Source organism: Variovorax humicola (assembly GCF_037889915.1).
Lineage (GTDB): Bacteria > Pseudomonadota > Gammaproteobacteria > Burkholderiales > Burkholderiaceae_C > Variovorax > Variovorax humicola.
Genome location: NZ_JBBKZV010000014.1, coordinates 69,789 through 84,981, shown reverse-complemented (window position 1 = coordinate 84,981; position 15,193 = coordinate 69,789). Strand labels below are relative to the sequence as shown.

Here is a 15,193-nt window from a genome sequence, read left to right as displayed (position 1 = left end):
GGGAGCGGGAAATCCCCTACGAGATGGCAAAGCCGAACTGTTGACGCCGCGCAGTTCGAGCGGAGATACTGTAAGCGCTTACAAAACGGAGACCCCACAGTGACCCCTGCACAGTTGATGCACCAGCGCCGCACCGCCGCAGCTTCCGGCTGGGGTTCAGGCGTCGCGGTATTTTTTGGATCGGCGCGGCGCGCACTCATCGCTATCGGTGCGCTGCTGCTGGTGTGGTGGGCCGTCACCGACGGCACCGGCCTGATCTCCAACGTCCGCTTTCCTTCGCCGTCGGAGACCTGGGTCGCGTGGCAACAAATCCTCCTGGAGGGCTACAGCAGCGCCCGCTGGCATGAGCACGTGATCCGTAGCGTGACGCTGGTGACCGTTGGCTTTGTCGTCGCATCGTCGCTTGGCGTCGCACTCGGTCTGGCCATGGGCTCAAGCCGGACGATCGAGGCCCTCGTGAATCCCGCGTTCCTCTTCCTGCGTCCCATTCCTCCGTTGGCCTGGATCCCACTCGCGATCGTTTGGCTCGGTCTCGGGGATTCGGCAAAGGTGATGGTGATCTTCGTGGCGGCGTTTGTGCCATCGGTGATCAACAGCTTCAGCGGAGTTCGTCAAATCGACAAGCCGCTGCTCGAGGCGAGCGCAATGCTGGATGTGAAGGGATGGCGGTACTGGAAAGAGGTGTTGATTCCAGGCGCCTTGCCGAGCATCTTCACCGGTCTGCGCTTGTCGCTGCAAGCATCCTGGACCACGTTGGTGGCCGCCGAGCTGGTCGGAGCGGTCGCGGGGCTGGGACAGATCCTGAATCAAGGTGCGCAGGACATCTACACCGCAATGATTCTTGTCGGGATGATCAGTGTGGCGTTGTGCGGATGGTTGATGACGCTCGCTTTAGGTTGGATTGAAGGTCGCGTTATGCCTTGGAGGGCCCAGTGATGTTGCAACCACCTCTGCCTGCGGGCCGCTTCTGGATGCTCAGCGTCATGGGCACCACCGGTTTCGTACTGCTCTGGAGCATTGCCGCGCTGTCGGGAATCGCGCCTCGGACCTTCCTGCCGACGCCATGGGATGTCCTGCAGCGCCTCATCGAGTTGACTCACCATCCCTTTGCCGGCAATACCCTGCAGAACCATTTGCTCTCCAGCTTGGGCCGGTTCCTCCTGGGCTTCGCTCTTGCAGTCGCAGTCGGCATCCCGCTGGGACTGTTGATGGCCTGGTTCCGAGCCATCGACAAGATCGTGGCACCCGTGTTCGAGGCAGTTCGCTTCGTTGCACCCATTGCCTGGGTCCCGTTTGCCGCACTGTGGTTTGGAACGGGAATCGGCGGTCCGGTGTTGATCATCTTCATGGGCGCATTGCCCCCGGTACTGATCAACACCTATCGCGGTGCCAAGTTTGTGGATCGCAAATACATCGAAGCCTCGAACATGCTCGGAGCAGGTGCGTGGCGCGGCATCACCGAGGTCATGCTGCCGGCGGCGGTGCCATCGATCGTGTCGGGCCTTCGAATCTCCGCGGGTCTCGGCTGGCAATCATTGGTGGGTGCCGAACTGATCGTTGCGTCCAGTGGGGTCGGGTATCTCATGGTCAAAGGACAAGCCGGTCTTTCGACCGCGACAGTGATGAGCGGAATGATCGCCATCGGCGTCGTCGGATCCATCATCGACGTGATGCTGCGGCGGATGCAGCAAGCAATAGAAGCCCGTCGCGGCCTTTGACAGCCACGACACAACCGCAATCGAAGGAGACACATGGCCACCATCGAATTCAACAATGTAGAGCGCACGTTCCGCCAAGGCGGTCAGAACTTCGTTGCGCTCAAAGGGGTCAACTTGGAAGTCGCAGACCGCGAGTTCGTGGCCATCGTCGGTCCCTCGGGCTGCGGAAAGACCACTTGCATGCGCATGGCCGCGGGCCTGGAGCATCCAAGCGGAGGCGACGTCAAGGTGGATCGTGAAGTGATCACGAAGCCTGGGCCAGATCGGGCCGTGGTCTTCCAACAGTTCGCGCTGTTTCCATGGAAGACGGTCTGGGACAACATCGAATTCGGATTGCACTCGTTGCGCGTTCCCGCCAAGGAGCGCACGAAGCGCATCGAGCAGTACATCGACCTGATGGGCCTCAAGGGCTACGAGAAGGCATTTCCGCATCAGCTGTCCGGCGGGATGCAGCAGCGTGTGGCCATCGCCCGCGCCTACGTCCTTGACCCGAAGGTCCTCCTGATGGACGAGCCTTTCGGTGCCCTGGATGCCCAGACACGGGTGGTCATGCAAGAAGAGCTCGTACGGTTGGCCCGTCGGCACCCTCGTACCGTGCTGTTCATCACCCATGCGGTGGAAGAGGCCGTCTACCTGGCTGACCGGGTGGTTGTCATGTCCAGGCGCCCAGGGTCGATTCGCGAAATCATCGACATCAAGTCGATTCGAGAGGCGGAGCAGTGGGACGCATTGCCGTGCATCGAAGATGTGATGGATCAGCCCACCTTCGTCCACCTGCGCACACAGATCTGGAAGCTGCTGCGAGAGCAGCAGGGTCAAGACGTCCACTGACTTCAATGCCCTCGCATTGGCGCTCAATTTCAACCAGGAATATTCCATGAACGGCATCAAAAAAGTATTTCTCTCCGCAGTGGCAGTCGGCGCGACTCTGGGAGCGCACGCGCAGCCGTCGGAGCTCACTGAAATCAAGGTCAGCTATCAGCCGGCCTTGTATTGGGCCTTGCCATTCTTCGTCGCCACTGAAAAGAACTGGTGGGCCGAAGTCGGCTTGAAACCCGTCTTCAGCGTCTTTCCCGCTGGCGTGCCGCAGATGGCCGCGGCTGCGTCCAAGTCCTGGGACGTGGGCGGTACGGGCTCAGTGCCGGCCGTGTTGGGGTTCCTGCGCTTCGGGGTCAAGACGGTCGGCCTGACCAACGATGAATCCGACGCGAATGCGCTGATGGTCAGCAAGGCAAGCGCTGATCAGTTCGTCAAGAACCCTGCATCGATGAAGGGTCAGACCATTCTCTTGACCAGCAATTCCACGGGTGATTTCGCCGTGCAGGCATGCCTGAAGAAATTCGGGTTGTCGAAGACGGATGTCACCATCAAGAACATGGGGCAGGCTGAGATCATCTCTGCTCTTTCGTCTGGCGGTGGCTCGCTCGCAGGGTTGTGGGCACCCAATACGTATCAGGTGGAAGAGAAGGCCGGTGCAGTCAAGTTGTGCTCGGGCAAGGATGGTGGAGTCATGGTTCCCGGCGCGTTGGTCGCGCGGGGCGACTACGCCGACCAGAATCCAGAGAACGTCGCCAAGTTCCTGGCGGTCTATCTGCGCGCCTGGTCCTGGATGACTGCGAACCGTAGCGAGGCCGTTGCAATGATGCGCAAGTTCTACGAAGAAGGCGGCACGCACATCAACGACGCGTCCCTGCAGAAGGAGTTTGCGATTCGACCCACCTTCAACCTCGACCAGCAACTGGCACGCATGGATCGCACCAAGGGCGAATCGGAAATGGATGCGTGGTTCGGCCAGATCGCCAACTTCATGCGGGGCACAGGCGCCATTCAAAACGTTCCGGCGTCGAACACGTACATCACCGAGGCCTACATGAAGCGCCTCAGCGCCGACCCCAAGCTGCGCGAGTTCGCAAACCGCACCAAGTGATTTCAAGCTAGTCAGGAGCGTAGCAGCCCCTTGGCCAGTACTTTTGCCTGATCTGTAAGCGCTTACATAATGGGACCTTCAAGCGGCCGTCCCAGCCGCACACCGGAGATCGAAATGACCGTGATCTACTTGAAAAAAGCCGACAAAACCCCCGAAACGGAAACCGGAACCGCACAGCAAGTCGTGACCGAGATGCTCTCGGCGATCGGAACTCGCGGCGAAGCCGCCGTTCGCGAATACGCGAAGAAGCTCGACTCGTGGGATGGCGAGATCGTCATGAGCCGCGAGGAGATCGATCGTCGCGCCGCAGAAGTGCCGGCATCGGTTCGTCGCGACATCGACTTCGCGATCAAGCAGGTCAGCGACTTCGCGGTCGCGCAGCGGGACTCCATGCAAGAGTTCTCCGTGGGCCTGCACCCAGGCGTTACGGCTGGCCAGCGCGTGCTCCCGGTGAACGTGGCCGGGTGCTATGCACCGGCCGGTCGATACGCCCATATTGCGTCGGCCTACATGGGCGTGGCGACCGCCAAGGCCGCGGGCGTGAAGACCATCATTGCCTGTTCGGGACCGTTCCGCGGGGGGCCAATGCACCCCTACCTCATGTATGCGTTCGACCGGGCCGGTGCGGACGTCATCATGACGTTGGGCGGGGTACAGGCCATCGCAACCATGGCCTATGGCCTGTTCTCCGGAAAGCCGGCCGATGTGATCGTGGGCCCCGGAAACAAGTTCGTCGCCGAAGCCAAGCGCACGCTCTTTGGCAAGGTCGGGATCGACGTCTTTGCGGGCCCCTCCGAAGTGGCCGTCATCGCGGATGAGACCGCCGACTCGGCAATGGTTGCGAGCGACCTGGTGGGCCAGGCCGAGCACGGACACGAGTCCCCCGCATGGTTGTTCACGACCTCGAAGGCGCTCGCGCAGGACGTCATGCAGCGTATTCCCGCGCTGATCGACGCGCTTCCTCCGACGGCCCGGGATGCTGCCGCTTCCGCCTGGCGCGACTACGGGGAGGTGATCGTGTGCGACACGCGCGAGGAAGTGGTCGTCGTGTCCGACAAATATGCCTCCGAGCATCTGGAAGTTCACACCAAGGATCTCGACTGGTGGCTTGAGAACCTCACCTGCTATGGATCGCTTTTCCTGGGGGAGGAAACGACCGTGGCCTTCGGCGACAAGACGAGCGGCCCCAACCACGTGCTGCCCACCAAAGGCGCTGCTCGCTATTCAGGCGGTCTGTCCGTGCACAAGTTCATGAAGACGCTTACGTGGCAACGCATGACGCGTGAGGGTGCTCGCGAGATCGCGGAGGTCACGGCACGGATCTCGCGCCTCGAAGGAATGGAAGCGCACGCGCGCACTGCCGACGACCGATTGGCCAAGTATTTCCCGGGGCAGACCTTCGAACTCGGCGAACCCGTCGTCGCCTGAGGTAAGAAATCATGAGCTTGTCGCACCTTTTCGATTTGACCGGACGGCGCGCCGTCGTCACCGGGGGCAACTCCGGTGTCGGCGAAGCCATGGCGCTTGCGTTGGGCACAGCGGGTGCGCACGTTCTGCTGATGGCTCGACGGCAGCCGGAACTGAATGCTTCGGAAGAGAGGCTGCGTGCTCAGGGGATCGTTGTGAGTTCGGTGGCTGCGGATCTCGCAGACCCGGCTGCGGTCACGGACGCGGCTCGCATCGCTGAAGGCAAGCTGGGCGGCGTGGACATCATCGTGAATGCCGCGGGCGTGAACTTCAGGGAGGCATTTGTCGAAGTCACGCCCGCCAGTTGGCAGACACAGCTCAATTTGCATCTCGCCGCGCCGTTCTTCATGACACAGGCGCTGGCACCCGGCATGAAGCAGCGCGGCTGGGGCCGCATCGTCAACATTGCTTCACTGCAGAGCTATCGGGCATTCGCCAACAGCGCGCCGTACGGCGCCGCAAAGGGCGGGGTGGTGCAACTGACGCGGGCCACCGCACAAGAGTGGTCGCGCTACGGCATTACTTGCAATGCCATCGGTCCAGGCTTCTTTCCGACAGCGTTGACAGCGCCTGTGTTTGCAGACCCGCAACTTGCCCAGCGCAACGCCGAACAGACCGCCATGGGACGGAACGGAGAGTTGAAAGATCTCTACGGAGCGACCGTCTTCCTGGCGAGCGATGCCAGCGCGTACATCACCGGCCAGACGCTCATGGTCGACGGAGGATTCACCGCTCGGTGAGTCACGTAGCGATCAATTCTATATCCGAGGAACGCAACATGAAGGCACTGGTCTACACCCGGCCCAAAGAACTGCAAATGCAGGATCGCCCCTTTCCCGAGATGGCTCCCGGCGAAGTGGTACTCAAAATCGATGCTGTCGGGATCTGCGGCTCCGACATGCACGCATGGCACGGACACGATCCTCGCCGAAAGCCCGGCCTGGTGCTCGGACACGAATTCGTCGGGACAGTCGTCGAGACCGCCGCTGCCGGCTTCGAGCGTGGCACCCGCTTCACCGGCAATCCGCTCATCACATGCGGCGTATGCGACTACTGCGTGCAAGGGCGCAACAACCTGTGTAGCGCCCGAACGATGGTAGGCATGACTCGCCCAGGTGCCTATGCAGAGTTCATGAGCATTCCTGCGGCCTCCCTCATCGCGATGCCGCAGGACATGCCGGATCTGGCGGCCTCTCTCACCGAGCCGGCCGCGACGGCCTGGCATGCCATCAACTTGTCAATGCGAGTTCTTCCGCGTCCGATGCATGAGTGCAGGGTGTTGGTGATCGGGGGCGGCGCGATCGGCATGCTCGCCGGTCTGCTGCTGAAGCGCCTCGGGGTGATTCACCTGACGATGAGCGAACCCAACGCCTTGCGCAGAGGAGCCCTGCAGGCTCATATCGGATGCAGCGTCCTTGACCCCCGCAATGAGGCGCCTGGCGAGAACCAGTTCGACTTCGTGTTCGACGCAGTCGGCGCAGTCGTCACGCGGCAGCAATCCCTGGTCGCGATCAAGCCCGGCGGCGTGATCATGCATGTGGGCTTGCAGGACTGGTCGAGTGAGATCGACATGCGCAAGTTGACCCTCGCCGAGATCACTCTGCTTGGCACCTATACCTATACGACGGCTGACCTCCGGGCGACGGTCGCCGCGCTGAACGACGGCATGTTCGGGGAACTGAGCTGGGTGGAGCAACGCCCGTTGGCTGAAGGTCCTCGCACGTTCGAGGACCTCGATCAGGGCCGTACCGCGGCAGCCAAGATCGTTCTCGTTCCCTGAGCCCTTCCTCCACGTCGACCCCATCGGACAGAAGGAAAAGCTTGACGTCGTAGGTGTACCCCCAGACCACGTGTTAGTTGTTTTCTGCCCCCTCTCATTCTTAAAGGAGAACCCATGATTCACTGCGTACTGCACGATCCCGACGACAGCGTCGCTGTCGTCGTCACTGAAGGCGTCAAGGCCGGTCAGGTCCTCACTGCGCTGATCCTCGACGAGGACCGCACGATCCAGATCCCCTGCAAGTCCGACATCCCCTTGGGACACAAGGTTGCGATGAAAGACCTGGCTGTGGGCGATACGGTCATCAAGTACGGCACGGACATCGGCAAGGTGATCGCCGCCGTCAAGACCGGCGAACACGCCCACGTCCAGAACATCAAGACCAAGCGCTGGTAAGCCACTCGAACCAAGTCAAAGGATCTCCCATGTCAATCATCAGCAAAGACACCACCTTCTGGGGTTATCGCCGTGAAAACGGCCGCGTCGGCGTGCGCAACTACGTCGTGATTCTTCCGCTGGACGATCTGTCCAACGCCGCGGCCGAGGCCGTGGCGCACAACGTCAAGGGCTCGATGGCGATCCCTCATCCCTATGGGCGCCTGCAGTTCGGCGCCGACCTCGACTTGCACTTTGCGACCCTGATCGGCGCCGGCTGCAATCCCAATGTGGCGGCCGTCGTCGTCATTGGAATCGAGGACGGCTGGACGAAGAAGGTGGTCGACGGCATCGCGACAACCGGCAAGCCTGTTGTCGGCTTCGGCATCGAAGGTCACGGCGATCATGAGACCATCATGAAGGCGTCCAAAGCTGCCAGGGAGTACGTTCAGCATGCCAGCGAGATTCAGCGGGTTGAATGCCCCATTTCGGATCTCTGGGTTTCCACCAAATGCGGCGAGTCGGATACCACGTCCGGCTGCGGCGCGAACCCCACGGTGGGAGACGCGTTCGACAAGCTGCATGCGCTCGGCACGACGCTGGTATTCGGCGAGACATCGGAGCTGACGGGCGGCGAGCAGATCGTTGCGGCGCGTTGTGCGAACGACAAGGTGCGCGAAGACTTCATGAAGATGTTCGACCGCTACCAGGACATGATCCAGCGCAACAAGACGACCGATCTCTCGGAGTCCCAGCCGACCAAGGGCAACATCGCTGGCGGTCTCACCACCATCGAGGAAAAGGCGCTGGGCAACATTCAGAAGATCGGTCGAAAGTGCACGGTTGATGGTGTCCTGGACAAGGCCGAGCGGCCCACGCATCCGGGTCTCTGGTTCATGGATTCGTCGTCGGCCGCGGCAGAAATGGTCACCTTGTGTGCAGCTTCGGGCTACGTGGTGCACTTCTTCCCGACGGGCCAGGGAAACGTGATCGGCAACGCGATCGTGCCGGTCATCAAGATCTGCGCCAATCCGCGCACCGTGCGAACCATGAGCGAACACGTCGACGTCGATTGCTCGGGCCTGTTGCAGCGCGAGCGGACCATGGACCAGACCGGCGACCAGCTTCTCGAAATGATGTTGCGCACGGTCAACGGGCGCTTCACGGCTGCAGAAGCACTCGGACACCGCGAATTCGTGATGACGAGGCTCTTCGAGAGCGCTTGATCCAAGTGGTGTTGCGCAACGCGCCTGTTAGGGCCGTTGCGCGGCAATGCTCCTTCATGGTTTGCCTCCTTTTGCTTGGAGAGCCGGATGAATACTCGTCGACACGCGCTAGCGGCATTCGCGGGCGCGGCAGGGCTTGCTGCATTTCCTCTGCGGGCGTCGGCCCAGGTGGAATACCCCAACAAGCCGGTGCGCTACATCGTGCCGTTCGCAGCGGGAGGTCTCACCGACGTCACGGCGCGCCTGATCGGCCAAAAGACAAGCCAGTCGCTCGCACAGCCGGTGGTGGTTGACAACAAGCCGGGTGCCAACGCCAACCTTGGCGCCGAGCTTGCAGCCAAGTCGCCGCCCGATGGCTATACATGGCTGGCCATCACGCTCACGCATGCGGTCAACCAGTCGCTTTTCACGAACTTGACCTACAGCCTGACGAAGGATCTGACGCCCGTGGCACATCTTGCCAACAGCCCACTGGTGTTGGTGGTGCATGCCGAGAACCCGGCGAGCACACTGGCTGAGTTCCTCGCCAATGCAAAAGGCAAGTCTCTCAACGGAGGGTCTTCCGGTAACGGCACTCCGCCGCATCTGGGACTGGAACTGCTTGTGCTCAACGGGAAGATCAGCGCACAGCACGTGCCTTACAAGGGCGGCTCGCCATCGATCAATGACTTGCTGGGCCGCCAGCTTGATTTCATCGTGGCGAATCTTCCAGAAACTGCTACCTATATCAAGGCCGGCAAGCTGCGCGCACTGGCCGTCACAGCGGCGCAGCGGCACGCGTTGCTGCCTGATGTCCCCACTTTTGCCGAAGCCGGCCTGGGTGGCATGGAACTCGAAAACTGGACTGGGTTGGTGATGCCAACAGGCACGCCATCGGCCATCGTTGACAGGGTTGCGGCGGACGCAGTCAAGGCAGTCAAGCTGCCTGATGTCAGCAGCAAGATGACAGGCATGGGCTTCACGCCCACGGGTCTGGGTCCTGTCGAGTTCGGGCGTGTGATCGAGAAGGACGTCGCCCGCTGGCGCGAAATCATCAAGGCTCGCGGAATCCATGCTGACTAGCTCTCAAAGTCAGTTTCATCCCAATGTCCACGCCCAATCTCTCCGTCTCGCGACGATTCTCCTTGGCAAGAAGCAAGAGACGCCTGCGACGGTTCCTTCTGCGATTGCTAAACACATTCATTTCAGGTTTGTCATGAAGAAGATCGTCATTACCGAGTTCATGGATCTGCCAGCGGTGGCGTCATTGCGCAAGGGTTTCAACGTTGTCTACGACCCAAGCCTGGTCGATGACGAGGACAGACTTCTGGTCGAAGTAGTAGACGCCGACGCAGTCGTGGTGCGCAATCGCACGCAGATGCGCGGAGCACTCCTCGACGCCTGTAAAAAGGCGGTCGTCGTGGGACGCTTGGGCGTTGGCCTGGACAACATCGACGTCGCGGCCAGTGCGACCAGAGGCATCACCGTCATCCCAGCCAGCGGAGCAAACTCGTTGGCCGTTGCCGAGTATGTGATCGGCACCTGCATGGTGCTGCTGCGAGGTGTGTATCAATGCGGCAGCGAGGTGGCCAACGGGGCATGGCCCCGAGTGCAACTCTCCAACGGCCGCGAGGCGGCGGGCAAGACGCTCGGGCTGGTGGGCTTTGGCGGCATTGGCCAACTCACGGCGCGGCTTGCGCAGAACGTCGGGATGCAGGTTGTCGCGTACGACCCGATGCTGCCTGAAGACGACAAGGTGTGGGCTCTGACCGGCGTCGAAAGAGTGAACCTCAACGACCTGCTTGCGCAGGCCGATGCGGTCAGCCTGCATGTGCCATTGACGCCCGAGACCCGGAATCTCTTGTCGGCCGAGCGCATCGCGAGGATGAAGAGTGGGGCCATCGTCATCAACACGGCGCGGGGCGGGATCGCGGACGAGCTCGCGATCGCCGCGGCGATCAAAACAGGTGCGCTTGGCGGCGCGGCATTTGACGTGTTCGAGCCTGAACCGCTCAGGGCGGACAACCCGTGGGTCGGCTGCCGCAATGTGATCCTGACACCTCATGTTGCCGGGGTGACGGCCGAGGCCAACACGCGCGTGTCCACAATGATCGCGGCCGAAGTGGCCAAGGCTTTGGGGGATCAATGATGTCGCTCCATAGCCTGCAAGAACTGAGAACGCTCGCCCAGCGCGCGTTGGAGAGCGCGGGGGCCTCTGAAGCCCAAGCTGAGCCGACAGCGCGTGCCCTGGTCAGCGCGGAAGCGCAGGGGCTGCCTTCGCACGGTCTCTCGCGCGTGCCGATGTATGCCGGCCACATAAAGGCGGGTCGAGTCGTCGGCAACGCTCGTCCGCGCATCCAGGCCGAACGCGCCGGTGCAGTGCTGGTCGATGCGTGCGATGGCTTTGCCTTTGCCGCCTGCGAGCTCGCCGTCAAAGAAGCCATTTCGCGCGCCGGAAGTTGCGGCATTGCCATTGGTGCGGTCACCAACAGCCACCACTTTGGCGCTGCTGCCTATCACTTGGAGGCCGTGGCAGCCAAGGGCTTTGTCGGTCTGGCGTTCGGCAATTCCCCCGCTGCAATGCCGGCCGCCGGTGGCCGGAGCGCGCTGTTTGGTACGAACCCTATCGCCGCGGTGTTTCCACGGCGGGAAGCCCGGCCGGTGACCGTCGACCTGTCATTGTCCGAAGTTGCTCGGGGCAAATTGATGGTCGCAGCCAAGAAGGGCGAACCCATTCCGCTCGGGTGGGCACTCGATGTCGAAGGCAATCCGACGACCGACCCCGCCAAGGGACTGGAAGGCTCGATGCTGCCGGCTGGCGGCTCCAAAGGCGCCATGCTTGCATTGATCGTTGAGTTGCTGGTCACTTCACTCACGGGCGCCCAGTACGGCGCAGAAGCGGACTCCTTTTTCGTCAAGGAGGGAAACCGCCCCAAGCTGGGTCAGGTGTTCATCGTGATCGACCCATCGGCGCTATCCGGCTCTTCGATTTACTTCTCGCGCGTCGAGGCGTTGATCGAAGCGATGCTGGCGGATTCGGGCGTTCGGGTGCCTGGTTACCGCCGTTTTGACCTCGCGAGCAAGAGTCAATCCCATGGCATAGAAGTGCCCGCCGCAACGCTCGATCCGATCCTGGCGTTGGTGGGATTGCCGTCATGAACGGCGCGGTTCACGCTGGCCTCGAACTCAGCGAAGCGCCTTCGCCGGCTTCGTTCGCGCCCGCATTTTTGAGTGGGAAATGGGTTGTATGAACGCTGTCCTGCCTGATCTCTCCGGTCGAGCGAAAGGAGCTTGGAGGCAAGCCTCAACGCGCGTCCCAGGAGCCGCGCTTGCATGCGTCATCGCGCTCGCGGCCACCTTCGTATCGTCGCTCCATGGCGGCCCGCAACTGCTGTATGCTTTGTTGTTCGGCGTCGCGTTCCACTATCTGAGCCATGACCCAAAGACGAAGCCGGGCATCGAGTTCTGTTCGCGTACCGTTTTGCGGCTGGGCGTTGGACTGCTCGGCGCACGCATCACTGCAGCACAGATCGTCGGCTTGGGTTTGGAAACCGCGTTGACGGTCATCGCGGCCGTCGTCACGACAATCCTGTGCGGCCTTGTCGTGGGCCAGCGGCTCGGTATGACGCGCGCTCAACGTGTACTTTCCGGCGGCGCGGTGGCGATCTGCGGCGCCTCGGCTGCGCTCGCGATCTCGGCGGTTCTTCCGCGTGAAAAGGACGGCGATCGCTTTACCCTGATGCTCGTCGTCACTGTCACAGTGATGTCGACAGTCGCGATGGTTCTTTATCCCCTGATTGCGCGCGCGTTGCACCTGCCCCCCGGGCTTGCTGGCCTCTTTCTCGGCGGAACCATTCACGACGTGGCACAAGTGGTGGGCGCCGGCTACACGCTGAACCATGAAACAGGGGACATCGCAACCATCGTGAAGCTCTTCCGCGTCTCGATGTTGACGGTGGTTGTCATCATCGTGGCGGCGGCGTTCAAGAAGTCGAGGGAACGAGGACTTGTGGGAACTGGAGCCGGAAGGACCCCCGCGAAGCAAGCGCTGGTGCCTTGGTTCCTGTGGCTGTTTGTCGCCATGGTTCTTCTCAACTCCATTGGCGCGCTGCCCTCGCCGATGCTGGGCGCACTCAACGACATTTCGCGCTGGTGTCTGGTCGCCGCAATCTCGGCGCTCGGCATGAAGACGAGCTTCGCACAACTGGCACGCGCGGGCTGGAGGCCGCTCGTGTTGATTTTGATCGAGACAGTCTGGATCGCTGGTTTTGTTCTGGCTGTCATTTTGCTGCGGCACTGAAATGCGAAGCGAATAGGTCTTCAAGAGCGACTGGCGCGTTGATCATCTAGAACATCTTCATCAACCCTTGGGTCATTCGAATGTCTCTTCATTTCGCAGTCAATCCCCTACGCCGAGCCCTGCTGGGGGTGTCGGCATCCGCCGCAGCGATGGCAAGTCTCGGTCCCTGGAGATCGGCACTTGCACAGGCGGCTCGGCCTTTGCCCGCCTTCGCGGCGTGGAAGGACGCGGGCGCCATGATCGTGCACAGCCCGAACACCATCGAGCTGCGCCGCAGCGCCATGGGCGACGGCGTGATCACCCCGGCCAAACACCTCTACGTGCGCAACAACATTGCGCCGCCGAGCGCCGACATCCTGAACGACAGGGACGCCTGGGAAGTGCAGGTCGACGGCGTGCGCCGCCCGCGCGCCTTCAGGCTGGCCGACCTGAAGAAGATGCCGACCGAGACGGTGACGATGGTTTTGCAGTGCAGTGGCAACGGTCGCGGGATGTTCCCGTCGAAGCCTTCGGGTACGCCCTGGCAGGTCGGTGCCGCGGGCTGCGTCATGTGGACTGGCGTGCCGTTGCGTGCCCTGGTGCGTGAACTCGGCGGCATGGATGCCGGCGCAAAGTTCCTGACCGGGACAGGCGGCGAGGTCATCCCGGCAGGCCTCGATCCAAAGACACGCATCGAGCGCAGCGTACCCGTCGCCGCGATGGAGGACGCGCTCCTGGCGTGGGAACTCAATGGTCAGCCGATCCCACTGGCCCATGGCGGACCCCTGCGTCTGATCGTGCCCGGCTTCACCGGCGTCAACAGCATCAAGTACGTGAAGCGCGTCGGGTTCACGCATGCGGAGTCCGACTCGTCGATCCAGCAGGCCGACTACAGGATGAGCGCTCCGAATGCCAAGACCATGAATCCCGCGGATCCTTCGGTGTGGCAGATGCCGCCCAAGTCCTGGATCAATTCGCCGCTGCCTGAAGGCGGTACGCTGCGCGCGGGCGCAGCAGTCATCAAGGGCGTCGCGTTTGGAGGAACGAACGCGGTCAAGCAGGTCGAGGTCTCGACGGATGGCGGCGCGACGTGGAAGGTGGCAGCGCTTGTGGGTCCCGATCTGGGTCGATTTGCGTGGCGCGAATTCGCAGCCACTGTTGACCTGACTTCTGGCAGCCACCAGTTGGCCAGCCGCGTGACCGACGTCAAGGGACGCACGCAGCCGGAGACGCGCATCGAGAACAAGGCCGGCTACCTCAACAGCAGCTGGCGTGATCACGCCGTCACGGTGACCGTCGCATGAGCCGCGTAACTGTTCGGCCAGGAAGGCTTGCGGCGCCAGCAACGCTGGCTTTGGCGTTGGCGGGATTGGCGGTCGCTGCGCCGTCTTTCGCGGCCGATCCAGCCCTCACGGAAGGGCGCCAGATCTTCAAGGGCGGGGCAGCATCCGTCCCGGCCTGCGCGCTTTGCCACACGTTGAAAGACGCCGGATCGACCGGGCAAATCGGGCCGGATCTGGACGACCTCAAGCCTGATGCTGCCCGCATCGCCCGGGTCATTCGAAGCGGAATGGGTGCCATGCCAGCGTTCACCGCACTCACGGACGCCCAGGTCACAGCGCTTGCGCGCTACGTCTCGACGGTCACGCAAGGGAATCCTTGACTGCTCGGAGGCGGTTGCCGCGCTTGGGGGCGAAATGTCGCCCGCGCTGGAAGGTGCGCCGCCTGCTCCCACAGATGAACTCCGGCAAGCTGGTGGTGGTCGTCGTCATGCAGCCCAAGCGCTCGCCGCAACTGCCCAACGTGCCTACACCCGCCGACCGTCCAAAAAACGAATCCGGGTCTTCCGCACCTATGGACTCCAGTCCATAGGTGCGGAAGACCCGTAAATCTGACACGTCGCAACCGCGCAAAGCAAATTCGCGATCAACCATCGCGGGGACTCCAGTACTGCGTTCGTTCCTTGCTCCACCAGATTGGCCCAGGCGCCGGCCATGCCATGCAGACGCAGCGCCTTGAGTTCAACCGTTACGTCACGCGTCGTCATGGCCGGCTTCCTCGGTGGCGTTGTCGGCACGCAGACTTTCATAGCGCGCCATGTCAGCCAGCAGCGGCGTGCTCACTTTCAACTGCGTCGAAGCCGTCGACGTCGGCACCGGGTTCAGGCGCCCCAGCACCTCACCTTACCGGGCAGCCCGATCTCCAGGGCCAATTCCACCGCCACCAGCACCGCGTCCAGTCCCGCGCTCAACACGATACCCAGCACCTGTGCCATTACACGCTCGCCACCCGGGTTACGCAGCAGCCCTCGGCGCAGCCTCTGCAGCGGCTCGGGCATGTCGGCGAACGGCGCCCCATTCCGCAGCGCACCGGGCTTCCTCCGCAGCAGCGGGATGTAGTGCTGCCAGTCATACCGCGTCTCGCCGGCGTTGCTCAGGCGGC

General features: G+C 62.2%; 15 protein-coding genes and 2 pseudogenes. 15 read left to right on the top strand and 2 right to left on the bottom strand.

Features of this window, described 5'->3' with window-relative positions:
- The first annotated feature begins 99 nt into the window (after positions 1–99).
- The 15 genes from WKW80_RS21190 to sorU all read left to right on the top strand — a co-directional run bounded on the left by WKW80_RS21190 (position 100) and on the right by sorU (position 14,414).
- The gene (locus WKW80_RS21190) at positions 100–936 is read left to right on the top strand and encodes an ABC transporter permease (RefSeq protein ID WP_340365543.1); all 837 of its coding nucleotides are present in this window, start codon (positions 100–102) and stop codon (positions 934–936) included.
- The gene (locus WKW80_RS21185) at positions 936–1,718 is read left to right on the top strand and encodes an ABC transporter permease (RefSeq protein WP_340365542.1); all 783 of its coding nucleotides are present in this window, start codon (positions 936–938) and stop codon (positions 1,716–1,718) included. The genes WKW80_RS21190 and WKW80_RS21185 overlap by 1 nt, the downstream gene beginning before the upstream one ends.
- Positions 1,719–1,751: 33 nt before the next feature.
- Positions 1,752–2,549 (top strand): ABC transporter ATP-binding protein, encoded by a 798-nt coding sequence (locus WKW80_RS21180; RefSeq protein WP_340365541.1) that lies wholly within the window; start codon positions 1,752–1,754, stop codon positions 2,547–2,549.
- Positions 2,550–2,595: 46 nt separating this feature from the next.
- Positions 2,596–3,645, top strand: a complete 1,050-nt coding sequence (locus WKW80_RS21175) for an ABC transporter substrate-binding protein (protein WP_340365540.1) — start codon at positions 2,596–2,598, stop codon at positions 3,643–3,645.
- A gap of 114 nt (positions 3,646–3,759) precedes the next feature.
- The gene (gene hpsN / locus WKW80_RS21170; protein WP_340365539.1) at positions 3,760–5,073 is read left to right on the top strand and encodes a sulfopropanediol 3-dehydrogenase; all 1,314 of its coding nucleotides are present in this window, start codon (positions 3,760–3,762) and stop codon (positions 5,071–5,073) included.
- An 11-nt stretch (positions 5,074–5,084) separates the two neighbouring features.
- Positions 5,085–5,852, top strand: a complete 768-nt coding sequence (locus WKW80_RS21165) for an SDR family NAD(P)-dependent oxidoreductase (RefSeq protein WP_340365538.1) — start codon at positions 5,085–5,087, stop codon at positions 5,850–5,852.
- A 38-nt stretch (positions 5,853–5,890) separates the two neighbouring features.
- The gene (locus tag WKW80_RS21160) at positions 5,891–6,892 is read left to right on the top strand and encodes an alcohol dehydrogenase catalytic domain-containing protein (protein ID WP_340365537.1); all 1,002 of its coding nucleotides are present in this window, start codon (positions 5,891–5,893) and stop codon (positions 6,890–6,892) included.
- A gap of 114 nt (positions 6,893–7,006) precedes the next feature.
- Entirely contained in the window at positions 7,007–7,288 is a 282-nt protein-coding gene (locus tag WKW80_RS21155; RefSeq protein WP_340365536.1) for a UxaA family hydrolase, read from the top strand.
- Between the two features lie 29 nt (positions 7,289–7,317).
- Positions 7,318–8,493: a UxaA family hydrolase gene (locus WKW80_RS21150; RefSeq protein WP_340365535.1), complete on the top strand. Its 1,176-nt coding sequence runs from the start codon at positions 7,318–7,320 to the stop codon at positions 8,491–8,493.
- A gap of 189 nt (positions 8,494–8,682) precedes the next feature.
- On the top strand, positions 8,683–9,555 hold the full coding sequence (locus tag WKW80_RS21145; protein ID WP_340365534.1) for a Bug family tripartite tricarboxylate transporter substrate binding protein: 873 nt from the start codon (positions 8,683–8,685) through the stop codon (positions 9,553–9,555).
- Positions 9,556–9,688: 133 nt separating this feature from the next.
- Positions 9,689–10,621 carry a hydroxyacid dehydrogenase gene (locus tag WKW80_RS21140; protein ID WP_340365533.1) on the top strand — a complete coding sequence of 311 codons (933 nt, stop codon included), beginning with the start codon at positions 9,689–9,691 and terminating at the stop codon, positions 10,619–10,621.
- Positions 10,621–11,631 carry an Ldh family oxidoreductase gene (locus WKW80_RS21135; protein ID WP_340365598.1) on the top strand — a complete coding sequence of 337 codons (1,011 nt, stop codon included), beginning with the start codon at positions 10,621–10,623 and terminating at the stop codon, positions 11,629–11,631. The genes WKW80_RS21140 and WKW80_RS21135 overlap by 1 nt, the downstream gene beginning before the upstream one ends.
- Before the next feature lie 88 nt (positions 11,632–11,719).
- On the top strand, positions 11,720–12,772 hold the full coding sequence (locus tag WKW80_RS21130; RefSeq protein ID WP_340365532.1) for a YeiH family protein: 1,053 nt from the start codon (positions 11,720–11,722) through the stop codon (positions 12,770–12,772).
- 80 nt (positions 12,773–12,852) lie between these two features.
- On the top strand, positions 12,853–14,055 hold the full coding sequence (sorT, locus tag WKW80_RS21125) for a SorT family sulfite dehydrogenase catalytic subunit (protein WP_340365531.1): 1,203 nt from the start codon (positions 12,853–12,855) through the stop codon (positions 14,053–14,055).
- A 65-nt stretch (positions 14,056–14,120) separates the two neighbouring features.
- Complete coding sequence (sorU, locus tag WKW80_RS21120) at positions 14,121–14,414, top strand: SorU family sulfite dehydrogenase c-type cytochrome subunit (protein WP_340365530.1); 294 nt, start codon at positions 14,121–14,123, stop codon at positions 14,412–14,414.
- Positions 14,415–14,648: 234 nt separating this feature from the next.
- Here sorU and WKW80_RS21115 read toward each other — a convergent pair.
- A pseudogene (locus tag WKW80_RS21115) lies at positions 14,649–14,798 on the bottom strand (AAA family ATPase); the annotation flags it as partial.
- Positions 14,785–15,191, bottom strand: a pseudogene (locus WKW80_RS21110) (IS21 family transposase); the annotation flags it as partial. The pseudogenes WKW80_RS21110 and WKW80_RS21115, both read right to left, overlap by 14 nt.
- Positions 15,192–15,193 lie beyond the last annotated feature (2 nt).